Genomic DNA, 11,354 nt, shown 5'->3' on the forward strand with positions numbered 1-11,354 from the left:
GGATAGTCCAGGTTCGACCATAGGCAAGCTGACCCCCATGGATTCATTGATCGCCCTTGCCGAAAGCAAGTTGTTGTTCCCCGGAGGCATCGCCACCGGCGACCTCGACCGCGTGTTCACCCAGCTGATGGGTCCATCGATCGATGCTGCCGACCTGTACTTCCAGCATTCGCGCAGCGAGTCGTGGACGCTGGAGGAGGGCATCGTCAAGGACGGCAGCCACTCGATCGAGCAGGGCGTGGGCGTGCGCGCGATCAGCGGCGAGAAGACCGGCTTCGCCTATTCCGACGAGATCGTACTGCCGCAGCTGCTGGAGGCATCCAGGGCCGCCCGCGCGATCGCCCGCGACGGCCAGGGCGCCGGCAAGCCGCTGGCGCTGAACGGCGTACGCGCGCTGTACCCGGCGCTCGACCCGGTCGAGAGCCTGCCCAACCCCGACAAGATTGCACTGCTGCGCGAGGTCGACGCGTACGCGCGCTCGCGCGATCCGCGCATCCGGCAGGTCATCGTCAGCCTGGCCGCCACCATCGACACCGTGCTGATCGCCGCCTCCGACGGTACTCTGGCCGCCGACGTGCGCCCGCTGGTACGCATCAACGTGCAGGTGATCGCCGAGCAGAACGGCCGGCGCGAGCAGGGTTATGCCGGTGGCGGTGGCCGCTACGGCTACCGCGAGCTGATCGAGAACGGCCGTGCGCTGCGCTTCGCCGACGAGGCGGTGCGCCAGGCGCTGGTGAACCTGGATTCGGTCGACGCCCCGGCCGGCCAGATGACCGTGGTGCTCGGCCCCGGCTGGCCCGGCGTGCTGCTGCATGAGGCGATCGGCCACGGCCTCGAAGGTGACTTCAACCGCAAGGGCAGCTCCGCCTTCGCCGGCCGCCTCGGCCAGCGCGTGGCGGCGAAGGGCGTCACCATCGTCGACGACGGCACCTTGCCCGGTCGACGCGGCTCGCTCAGCATCGACGACGAAGGCACCCCGAGCGAGTGCACCACGCTGATCGAGGATGGCATCCTCAAGGGTTACATGCAGGACAAGCTCAACGCGCGCCTGATGGGCATGGCACCCACCGGCAACGGTCGCCGCGAATCCTTCACCGCGCTGCCGATGCCGCGCATGACCAATACCTACATGCTCGCTGGATCGCACGACCCGGCCGAGATCATCCGCTCGGTGAAGAAGGGCCTGTACGCGCCGAACTTCGGCGGCGGCCAGGTCGACATCACCAACGGCAAGTTCACCTTCTCCGCCAGCGAGGCCTACCTGATCGAGGACGGGAAAATCACTCGCCCGGTGAAGGGCGCCACGCTGATCGGCTCCGGCCCCGAGGTGCTCAACCGCGTCTCGATGATCGGCAACGACCTGGCGCTGGACGAGGGCGTCGGCGTGTGCGGCAAGGACGGGCAGAGCGTGCCGGTGGGCGTGGGGCAACCTACGTTGAAGATTGATGCGATGACGGTGGGTGGTACGGCGGCGTAGGGCCGAGTCACCTTCTCTTTGCGTACTCACGCATGCACAGCTCATGTCCGCCATCGGCCGGAAGCGATCGCCCGAACGTGCACTCCGAGCGAGTTTTGCGCAGATGTCCCAGCGCGGCGATTCGCAATTTCCTGCATGCTTTCCTTGCGCCGGTGGCCGCCGATCGGGTGCGCCCGTGATGGCCCGGCGATATTCCGTGTGCTGCTGCAGCGCCTGCGACATTGCGCGCGAGAGACGTATCGCCGGCGTTTGATGGACGTCAATATCGGGGTCATCCGATCGGCAAAGACTGCGCCTGCATCCAGCCATCACACTGGAATCGTGGGGAGCATGTCATGAACACTTGCCAGAATAGCCTCATTTCGAGCTGGTTCACCGCCCTCGCTCGACCACCGCGCTGGGTCGTGCTGATCGCGCTCGCATGGCTGGGGATACCCACCCTGGCATCGGCGGTGCCCTCGTACGCGCGACAGACCCAGCAGCCCTGCGTGGCTTGCCATGTGGGCGGCTTCGGGCCGGAGCTCACCCAGTTCGGACGCCAGTTCAAGCTGATGGGCTACACCATGAAGGTCGGCGAGCAGACCGACGTGCCGCTTTCGGCAATGCTGGTCGAGTCGTTCACCCACACGCAGAAAGCCCAGCCGGAGGCCCCGGCCAACGGCTTCGGCACCAACAACAACACCGAGTTGCAGCAGGCGTCGGCGTTCCTGGCCGGCCGATTGAGCGAGCATATCGGCGTCTTCGCGCAGGCGACCTACTCCGAGAACGGCGGCCTGCTCGGCTGGGACAACATGGACTGGCGCTATGCGCGCATGTTCAGCCATGGCAGCCACAGCGGCATCTGGGGCATCTCGCTCAACAACAACCCCACCGTCAGCGACGTGTTCAACACCGCACCGGCGTGGAAGTACCCCTACATGTCGGCCGACCTGGCCCCCGGGGCGCCCGCCCAGCCGATGCTGCTCGGCGGCCTCGCCGCCCAGGTGGTCGGTGTCAGCGCCTACATGCAGCTGGACGGCGCCTGGTACATGGAGCTGGGCGGCTATCGCTCGCTGTCGCCGGCCTTCCTGCGCAGCGTCAATGGCCATTTCGACGGCCGCCTGAGCGGGGTCACGCCCTATGCGCGCCTGGCCTATACGTGGAACCTGCCCACCGGCAGCGTCTCCCTCGGCGGCTTCATGCTGAACATGCGCCGCGGACAGGTCGGCACCAACGCGGCCGGTGACGCGGTGGCGTTGCCCGGGCCGACGGACCGGTTCCGCGACTTCGGCATCGATGCCAGCTACATGTACATCAAGGACGATCACGCGATCACCGTCGACGGACTGTACGTCCACGAGAACCAGCGCCTGGATGCCACCTACGGCGGTGGCGGATCGGACCATCTGCGCAACAGCCTGCAGTCGCTCAACCTCAAGGCCAGCTACTGGTACCGCCATACCTACGGCGTGACCCTGGCAACCTTCGTCGACAACGGCAGCAAGGACGCCACGCTCTACGGCAACGACGGCTCACCGAACACCCAGGGCGAAAGCATCGAGCTCGGCTACAGCCCGTTTGGCCAGTCCAACTCGTGGGCGCAGCCGTGGGCCAACGTGCGGCTGGGCCTGGAGTACACGTACTTCAACCGTTTCAGCGGACGCGTGCACAACATCGACGGAGCAGGACGCAACGCCAGCGACAACAACACACTCTACTTCTACGTGTGGCTGGCGATCTGAGCGTGCGTCGATGAAAATGGGCGGTGCTGGTGCAAGCGGTCACGGATGCCCATTGGGATCAGATGGACGTCCATATGGCAACAGAGTTCGTTGGCCATGAGTCCTTCGACGAGCCCAGGGCAGGCGCAGTGAAGTCGAAGGGCGATTGCCGCGAAGTTATGTCGATGCTTGACTGGTGGAGCTAAAGCGAAGGGCTTTCGGCTGCCGCAAGTGGCCGAAGGCCCTTTGTTCTGAATGCCACGGAGAGCCAAGGGCATCGCGCACGACCAAAGGAAGTCCCTTGTGGACAGGAGCGCTCCTGCGGGCTGATGCGTCAGCCTTCGGCCGAATCGCCCGCCTGCAGATCCTTCAGCAACTGGAAGATCTCCCGGTACGCCCGCGGCGGCTTGTTCGGCGTGTCCTTCTCGATGCGCACCTGGCGCACCAGCGAGCGCAGGTGCTGGCGATCGACCTGCGGATGCTCGGCGATCAGTTCGGAGAGCGCGCTTTCGTCCTCGGCAACCAGCCGGTCGCGCATCGCCTCCAGGCGGTGCATCGCGGCGGTTTCCTGGCGCTGCTTCTCGCGGTTCTCGCCGAGTTCGGCGCGCACGGCGGCGAAGTCCTCGTCGCCGTAGCGGCGCATCACCTTGGCGAGGAAGGCGAGCTGGCGCTTCTTCGCGCCGTGCGAAGTGATGCGGCGGGTGACGTCGACCTCGCGGCGCACGTCTTCGGGGAGGGCCAGCTTGGCCAGCTTGCTCGGCGGCAACTCGATCAGCTGGCCGGCCAGGGTCAGGATGGCCAGCGCCTCGCGGCGCTGCTGGGTACGGCTGGGGCCGTAGTCCGCGTCGTCGAGTTCGGTCTGGTTGCGGCTGCGGCTCGGGCTCACGGGTTCATTCCAGAGGAAAAACGGGTGGATCAGGCGTGCGGGTCGTTGCTGGCTAGCCCGGTCGGGCCTGGTCCGGCCGGGTCCAGCTCGGCCTGTTCCAGCGCGAAGCGGGCGATCGGCTCGCCGTCCAGCTCGATGGTCTCGCTGAACATCGCGGCAGGGCGCACCCACAGGCCGTGATCGCCGTAGAGCGCCTGGTAGACCACCAGCGGTTCCATCGTTTCGCTATGGCGGGCGGTGCCCAGCACGCGGTAGCGCTGACCCTTGTAGTGACGATAGATGCCGGCGGTGGGTTGCATGGACGTTCTCCGCAGCTCTTTTCATTTCGCCGCCGCGCCCCCACGTTTCGGGGTCGGCGGTCGCGAACCGCTTATTCTACCCGCCTATCTCTCAGGAAAACCCGAACGTGAGCGAAGTTGCCATCAGCCAGGACCGCAGTCTTTACGAGCTTGATCGCCTGGCGGAGCTGGCCGAGGACGTGATCCGCCGCGCCCGCGCCGCCGGCGCCAGCCAGGCCGAGGTGGCGGCGAGCATTGACACGGGCTTGAGCGTGAACGTGCGCCTGGGCGAGGTGGAAACGGTGGAACACACCCGCGACCGCGGTTTCGGGCTCACCGTGTATTTCGGCCAGCGCAAGGGCTCGGCCAGCACCGCCGATCTCCACCCCGATTCGATCCAGGCCACGTTGGAGCAGGCCTGCGCGATCGCCCGCTACACCGAGGCCGACCCGGCCGCCGGGCTGGCCGATGCGGCGCGCATGGCCACCGCGTTTCCCGATCTCGACCTGTGGCATCCGTGGGCCATCGACACCGCGCAGGCGATCGCGCTGGGCGTCGCCATCGAGGACGCCGGCCGCGCCCATGCCGGCATCAGCAATTCCGACGGCGCCAGCGTGCAGGCGGGCGAAGGGCTGTCGGTGTACGCGAATTCGCACGGCTTCGTCGGGCGCGAGCGCGGCACGCGGCATGCGCTGTCGCTGGCGCTGATCGCCGGCGAGGGCGACGGCATGCAGCGCGACTACTGGTACGACAGCGTGCGCGCTGCCGGCGATTTCATCAGTGCGCAGGCGCTCGGCGACAAGGCCGCCGAACGCACGCTGGCGCGCATGGGTGCGCGCAGCTTGTCGACGCGGCAGTGCCCGGTGCTGTTCGCGCCGGAGCTGGCGCGCGGGTTGGTCGGCCATCTGCTCGGCGCGGTCAGCGGCGGCGCGCTGTACCGCCAGGCCAGCTTCCTGCTCGACCACGCCGGCAAGCGGATCATGCCGGCGTGGCTGAACATCGACGAGCGGCCGCATCTGCCGCGCGGCCAGGGCTCGGGCAACTTCGACGCGGAGGGCGTGGCCACCGTCGACGGCGCGCTGGTCGAGGGCGGCGTGCTGGCGCGCTACGTGCTGGGCAGCTATTCGGCGCGCAAGCTCGGACTGCCATCGACCGGCAATGCCGGTGGCGTGCACAACCTGATCGTGGAGCCGGGCAGCGTCGACGGCGAGCGCAGCGACTTCGACGGCATGCTGCAGCGCCTGGGCAACGGCCTGCTGGTGACCGAAGTGATGGGCCAGGGCGTGTCCACCGTCACCGGCGATTATTCGCGCGGCGCGGCGGGGTTCTGGGTGGAAAACGGCGCGATCGCCTACCCGGTCGAGGGCATCACCATCGCGGCGAACCTGCGCGACATGTTCGCCGGCATCGTCGCGGTGGGCGCCGACGTCGACCCGCGCTCGCACATCCTCACCGGCTCGATCCTGCTCGAGCGCATGACCGTGGCGGGCGAGTAGTAGCGATTGCCGTAAGAGTGCGGTTGCCCCCTTGTCGCCCTCAAAGCTCTTGCCTCTGATGCTCTCTGCCCTGGATGCAGCAGGAGCAAAGAGACAAGAACATCGCGCACAGGGCGCGCCCCGGCGTTGACGGCTCGCAGATTCATGCGGCAAAGCGACGCGAGCCTTGCTAGCATCGGCGCAACCGGCCAGTCGCCGGCGAGCCGTCGACGCAAGTTCCCACTACAAGGAGATGCGCATGAGCGTTCCACCCGAGTCCGTCATTCCGCCCCCGCCGAGCGAGCCGCCGATGGCCGGGGGGCCTTCCGCCGAGGAGCGTCAATGGGCGATGTTCGCGCACCTGTCCGCGCTGGTCGGCGTGATCATCCCGTTGGGCAGCATCATCGGGCCGCTGGTGATCTGGCTGATCAAGAAGGACACCATGCCGTTCGTCAACGACCAGGGCAAGGAAGCGCTGAACTTCAACATCACCGTGGGGATCGCCGCCGTGGTGAGCTGGATCCTGTGCTTCATCCTGATCGGCTTCCTGCTGCTGGCGGTGTTGGCGGTCGGCTGGGTGGTGTTCGTGATCATCGCCACGATCAAGGCGAACGAAGGCACCACCTACCGCTACCCGTTCACGCTGCGGCTGGTCAGCTGAGCCAGTCGACGCTGCGGTGAAACGAGGGCGGCGCAAGCCGCCCTTTTTCGTGCGGCGCGAGGGGCTTCAGTAGCGGCGATGGGCGGCGTACCGCGCCAGTTCTTCCAGCAGCCCGGCACGTTTGCCCAGCGGGACGATCGCGGCCAGCGCGGCGTCGGTCAGCTCGGCCAGTCGCGCGCGCGAGGCGTCGAGGCCGATGATCGAGGGGAAGGTGGGCTTGGCGGCGGCGGCGTCCTTGCCGGCGGTCTTGCCGATCACCGCCGATTCGCCTTCCACGTCGAGGATGTCGTCGCGCACCTGGAAGGCCAGGCCGACCGCGTGCGCGTAGCGGTCCAGCGCCTGCAGCGCGTTGGCGTCGGCGCCGGCTGCGAGCGCGCCCAGTTGCACCGAGGCGCGGATCAGCGCGCCGGTCTTGCAGGCGTGCATGTGTTCCAGTGCGTCCAGCGTCAGCGCCTGGCCGACCGCCGCCAGGTCCAGTGCCTGGCCACCGGCCATGCCCTCGGCGCCGCAGGCGCGGCCCAGCGCACGCAGCATGGCGACGCCGGTGGCCGCGTCGGCGCGGCGTGCGGCATCGTCGGCGAGGATCTCGAACGCCAGCGCCTGCAGCGCGTCGCCGGCGAGGATCGCCATCGCCTCGCCGAACACCACATGGCAGGTCGGGCGGCCGCGGCGCAGCGCGTCGTCGTCCATCGCGGGCAGGTCGTCATGCACCAGCGAGTAGGCGTGGATCAGTTCCACCGCGCATGCGGCGGCATCCAGCGACGGACCGTCTTCGCCCAGTGCATGCGCGCCGGCGTAGACCAGCAGCGGGCGCAGCCGCTTGCCACCGCCGAGCACGGCGTAGCGCATCGCGCGATGCAGTTCGGCGGGGGAGTAGTCGGCCGGCGGCAGGCTGTGGTCCAGCGCCTGTTCGGCGCGGGCGATCAGCGACTGCAGGGCGGGGCCAAGCTCAGAGTTCGGGTTCAAACGGTTCGGCGCTGTCGGGGGCTTCGGGGTCGAGCAGCAGCCGCACGCGCAGTTCGGCCTGCTCCAGCGACTGCTGGCAATGGCGGAACAGGCCGATGCCGCGCTCGAACGAGGCCAGCGATTCATCCAGGCTCATCTCGCCGCTCTCCATCTTCGCGACCAGTTGCTCCAGCTCGTCGAGGGAGTGTTCGAAATCGGCGGCGGGCGGGGTCTTGCCGGGGGTGGGAGCGGTCTTGGCCATGGCCCGCAACGCTAGCGCAGCGGCTGTCCGGAATCAATCTGCGCGGGCTGCGGAGCGGCGTTGGCGTGACCTGGATCAGCGCCCCGCGCGCCAGCGCGGCGATGTGCCGGCCTGGCGGAAAATTGCCGCGCCACGGGCGCTGATCCAGCGGTCGGCCACCGCGACCAGCTCGTCGTCGGCGTACAGCAGCGGACAGGCGTGGCGCCGCCACGGCGGCAGCTGCGCCTGCTGGAACAGGTCGCGCAGCTCGCGCGTGTGCGCGTCGCCGTCGGGCTTGATGCGCTCGCCGCCGCGGCGCAGGCGCACCAGCAGCGGCTCGGCGAGACGGGTGTCCTCGATGGCCAGGGTCAGTTCGCCGCCGTCGGGGAGTGCCAGGGGCTCGCCGCGCCAGCGCACCTGCCAGCCGGCGTCGACGGCGCGCCCGGGCGGCAGCGCCCACAGCCGGCCTTTCCAGATGTGCAGTTCGGTACCGGCCCAGCGGACGCATGGCAGCTGGCCGGCACGCGCGCCGCACTGGCGTTCGATCTGCCGGCGTTGCGCCTTGCCGGGGGCGCGCAGGCCGCGCGCGTGCAGCCAGTGGTCGAGCAAGGGCTCGCGCAGCGCCGGCGCCAGCGCCAGCCAGCCGAGGGCGTCGAGGCTGCCGCTGGCCGCGTCGTGCAGCGCGTCGAAGGCGGCCAGCCAGTGCGCTTGCAGTGCGTCCGCCGCGGCGCGGCACAGGGCGGCGCTGTGCAGGATCGAATCCACTGCTTGCGGCCAGTGCCGCGCCAGCCGCGGCAGGATCTCCTGGCGCAGCTGGTTGCGCGCGAGGCGGGTGTCGGCGTTGGAGGGGTCGTCGATGCATTCGAGCCGGTGTGCCGCCACGTAATCGCGCAACTGCCGCCGCGACAGCGCCAGCAGCGGGCGCCACAGCTGGCCGCGGCCGAACGGGCGCAGCGCGCGCATGCCGCCGAGTCCTTCCGGTCCGGCGCCGCGCAACAGTTTCAGCAGTACCGTCTCGGCCTGGTCGTCGCGATGGTGGCCGAGCAGCAGGCAGTCGCCTTCGCGCAGTTGCATCGCCAGCGCGGCGTAGCGCGCGTCGCGTGCGGCGGCTTCCACGCCCAGCCCGGTGTCGCCGTCGACCCGCACGCGCAGCACCTCGCACGGCACGTCCAGGGCGGCGCAGAAGCGCTCGCAGTGCGCCGCCCATGCCGCGCTGTCCGGGTGCAGCGCGTGGTCGACATGCAGCGCGCGCAGTCCGTGCATGCGTGCGGCCGGCAACTGCGCCAGCGCATGCAGCAGGGCGCTGGAATCCGGGCCACCGCTGAACGCCACGCACAGCCCTGCCGGCAACGGCATGGACGCCAGCGCAGCCTGCAGGTGCTGGTGCAGCGGCTCGTTCACTTCCTGCTTTCGCGGGGCCGCACGTAGAGGTGCTTGCCGTTGCCGATCTGGCGTTCCTCGGTGTCGAACAGGCCGATCCCCTTGATCAGGCCGCTGAGCTTGGCGTAGCCGTAATTGCGCGAGTCGAAGTCGGGCGACTGCTTGCTGATGATGTTGCCGATGGTGCCCAGGCTGGCCCAGCCGGTGTCGTCCGAGGCGGCCTCCAGCGCGCCGCGCAGCAGGTTCATCAGGCGCGTGTCGCCGCGCAGCTCCTTCGCCGAGCGCTGCTTCGGCGCCGCCGCGGTCTCGGTCTCGGCGATGCCGGCCAGCACCTCGGTGTAGATGAACTTGTCGCAGGCGGTGCGGAACGGCTCGGGCGTCTTCTTCTCGCCGAAACCGTACACGGTCTGGCCGGATTCGCGGATGCGCGAGGCAAGCCGGGTGAAGTCGCTGTCGCTGGAGACGATGCAGAAGCCGTCGAAGCGCCCGGCGTAGAGCAGGTCCATCGCGTCGATGATCATCGCCGAGTCGGTGGCGTTCTTGCCGACGGTGTAGCGGAACTGCTGGATCGGCTGGATCGAATGGCGCAGCAGCACTTCCTTCCAGCCGCTGAGATCGGGCTTGGTCCAGTCGCCGTAGATGCGCTTGACGTGTGCGGTGCCGTACTTGGCCACCTCGGCCAGCAGGCCCTCGACGATCGCCGGGCGGGCGTTGTCGGCGTCGATCAGTACGGCGAGCTTGTCGTGGGCCATGGTCGGCTACCGGCGGCGGGAATGCCGCCGATGGTAGCGCGCGGCCGGGCCGGCTGCAGGCGGCTATTCCTGGTACGCGCCGTAGCCGCGCAACCGCTGGTAGCGTTGCTGCAGCAGATCGGTGAGCGGCATCGCCTGCAGTTCGTCGAGCTGGTTCAGCAGCACCGCCTTCAGGCGGATCGCCATCGAGCGCGGGTTGCGGTGCGCGCCGCCCAGCGGTTCGCGGATCAGCTTGTCGACCAGGCCCAGTTCGAACAGGCGCGGTGCGGTCATGCCCAGCGCCTCGGCGGCGTCCTTCACCTTGTCCGGGCTTTTCCACAGGATCGAGGCGCAGCCTTCCGGCGAGATCACCGAATAGGTCGAGTACTGCAGCATATTGGTGCGGTCGCCCACGCCGATCGCCAGCGCGCCGCCGGAGCCGCCCTCGCCGATCACGGTGCAGATGATCGGCACTTTCAGCTCGGCCATCTCCAGCAGGTTGCGCGCGATCGCCTCGCTCTGGCCGCGTTCCTCGGCGCCCACGCCGGGGTAGGCGCCGGGGGTGTCGATCAGGGTCAGCAGCGGCAGGCCGAAGCGCTCGGCCATCTTCATCAGGCGCAGTGCCTTGCGGTAGCCCTCGGGGCGCGGCATGCCGAAGTTGCGGCGCACCTTGTCCTTGGTGTTGCGGCCCTTCTGGTGGCCGATGATCACCACCGGTCGACCGTTGATGCGGCCCAGCCCGCCCACGATGGCAGCGTCCTCGGCGTACATGCGGTCGCCGGCCAGCTCGTGGAACTCCTCGCAGATCACGCCGATGTAGTCCAGCGTGTACGGCCGCGCCGGGTGGCGCGAGAGCTGGGTGGTCTGCCACGAGTTGAGGTTGCGGAAGATCTCGGCGGTCTTGATCTTCAGCTTCTCGCGCAGGCGGCCCACCTCATCCTCGATGTTGAACGCCTGGCCGTCACTGGCGTGGCGAAGCTCTTCGATCTTCGCGTCCAGTTCGGCAATCGGTTGTTCGAAATCGAGGAAGTTGGGGTTCATTCGTTGCTATTCATGGCACAGAAGCGACTCAGTATACCGTCCCGCAGAAAAACGCGAGAACGCCGCCGTATGGCTGTGACGGGATCGACAGATGCCTGCCGCAGGCCGGGCGGTTGCGCTATCGTCCGCCCCATCGAACGCCGCCGCCGGATCCTCGCCATGCCCAACAAGCCCATCGACAACGCGAAACTCGACCGCATCGTGGCCGAGGCCCGGCACGCCGCCGAACAGCGCGAACTGGGCTATCGCGAGCGCGCGCTGAAGATGTACCCGTGGGTGTGCGGTCGTTGTGCGCGCGAGTTCACCCGCGCCAACCTGCAGGAACTGACCGTGCACCACCGCAACCACGACCACGATTTCAACCCGCCGGACGGCAGCAACTGGGAACTGTTGTGCGTGTACTGCCACGACAACGAGCACGCGCGGTACATCGACCATGTGCGCGGTGGGGTGATGGCGGTGGAGGCGGCGGCGCCGGCCACCGGCAATCCGTTCGCGGATTTGAAGGCGATGATGGAACGAGGCAAGTCGTAGGAGCC

12 protein-coding genes are annotated in these 11,354 nt (G+C 68.5%); 5 read left to right on the forward strand and 7 right to left on the reverse strand.

From position 1 onward, the window contains the following. Positions 1–37 precede the first annotated feature (37 nt). Positions 38–1,477, forward strand: coding sequence for a metalloprotease TldD (gene tldD, locus R2APBS1_RS04950; RefSeq protein WP_027485146.1), 1,440 nt, complete (start codon positions 38–40; stop codon positions 1,475–1,477). Between the two features lie 335 nt (positions 1,478–1,812). After that, entirely contained in the window at positions 1,813–3,198 is a 1,386-nt protein-coding gene (locus tag R2APBS1_RS04960) for a hypothetical protein (RefSeq protein WP_015447093.1), read from the forward strand. 313 nt (positions 3,199–3,511) lie between these two features. Here R2APBS1_RS04960 and yjgA read toward each other — a convergent pair whose 3' ends face one another. Both yjgA and R2APBS1_RS04970 read right to left on the reverse strand, forming a co-directional pair. Next, positions 3,512–4,063, reverse strand: a complete 552-nt coding sequence (gene yjgA / locus R2APBS1_RS04965; protein ID WP_007511983.1) for a ribosome biogenesis factor YjgA — start codon at positions 4,061–4,063, stop codon at positions 3,512–3,514. A gap of 29 nt (positions 4,064–4,092) precedes the next feature. Then, positions 4,093–4,362 carry a DUF1653 domain-containing protein gene (locus R2APBS1_RS04970; protein ID WP_007511986.1) on the reverse strand — a complete coding sequence of 90 codons (270 nt, stop codon included), beginning with the start codon at positions 4,360–4,362 and terminating at the stop codon, positions 4,093–4,095. 107 nt (positions 4,363–4,469) lie between these two features. Here R2APBS1_RS04970 and pmbA point away from each other — a divergent pair, with 107 nt between their 5' ends. Together pmbA and R2APBS1_RS04980 are read left to right on the forward strand one after the other, a co-directional pair. After that, positions 4,470–5,837, forward strand: a complete 1,368-nt coding sequence (pmbA, locus tag R2APBS1_RS04975; RefSeq protein ID WP_015447094.1) for a metalloprotease PmbA — start codon at positions 4,470–4,472, stop codon at positions 5,835–5,837. Positions 5,838–6,075: 238 nt separating this feature from the next. Next, positions 6,076–6,477 (forward strand): DUF4870 domain-containing protein, encoded by a 402-nt coding sequence (locus R2APBS1_RS04980; protein WP_015447095.1) that lies wholly within the window; start codon positions 6,076–6,078, stop codon positions 6,475–6,477. 66 nt (positions 6,478–6,543) lie between these two features. Here R2APBS1_RS04980 and R2APBS1_RS04985 read toward each other — a convergent pair whose 3' ends face one another. The 5 genes from R2APBS1_RS04985 to R2APBS1_RS05005 form a co-directional block, all read right to left on the reverse strand. Continuing rightward, positions 6,544–7,443, reverse strand: coding sequence for a polyprenyl synthetase family protein (locus R2APBS1_RS04985; RefSeq protein WP_015447096.1), 900 nt, complete (start codon positions 7,441–7,443; stop codon positions 6,544–6,546). Continuing rightward, entirely contained in the window at positions 7,427–7,684 is a 258-nt protein-coding gene (locus tag R2APBS1_RS04990) for an exodeoxyribonuclease VII small subunit (RefSeq protein ID WP_007511994.1), read from the reverse strand. The genes R2APBS1_RS04985 and R2APBS1_RS04990 overlap by 17 nt, the downstream gene beginning before the upstream one ends. A gap of 75 nt (positions 7,685–7,759) precedes the next feature. Beyond that, positions 7,760–9,064: a tRNA lysidine(34) synthetase TilS gene (gene tilS / locus R2APBS1_RS04995; RefSeq protein ID WP_015447097.1), complete on the reverse strand. Its 1,305-nt coding sequence runs from the start codon at positions 9,062–9,064 to the stop codon at positions 7,760–7,762. Beyond that, a complete protein-coding gene (locus tag R2APBS1_RS05000; protein ID WP_007512021.1) occupies positions 9,061–9,795 on the reverse strand; it encodes an NYN domain-containing protein in 735 nt (244 codons plus the stop codon). The genes tilS and R2APBS1_RS05000 overlap by 4 nt, the downstream gene beginning before the upstream one ends. Before the next feature lie 63 nt (positions 9,796–9,858). Beyond that, positions 9,859–10,815, reverse strand: coding sequence for an acetyl-CoA carboxylase carboxyltransferase subunit alpha (locus tag R2APBS1_RS05005; RefSeq protein WP_015447098.1), 957 nt, complete (start codon positions 10,813–10,815; stop codon positions 9,859–9,861). A gap of 159 nt (positions 10,816–10,974) precedes the next feature. On the opposite strand from R2APBS1_RS05005, the gene R2APBS1_RS05010 reads away from it, so the two are divergent. After that, complete coding sequence (locus R2APBS1_RS05010) at positions 10,975–11,349, forward strand: YajD family HNH nuclease (RefSeq protein ID WP_015447099.1); 375 nt, start codon at positions 10,975–10,977, stop codon at positions 11,347–11,349. Positions 11,350–11,354 lie beyond the last annotated feature (5 nt).

Source organism: Rhodanobacter denitrificans (assembly GCF_000230695.2).
GTDB classification, from domain to species: Bacteria; Pseudomonadota; Gammaproteobacteria; order Xanthomonadales; family Rhodanobacteraceae; genus Rhodanobacter; species Rhodanobacter denitrificans.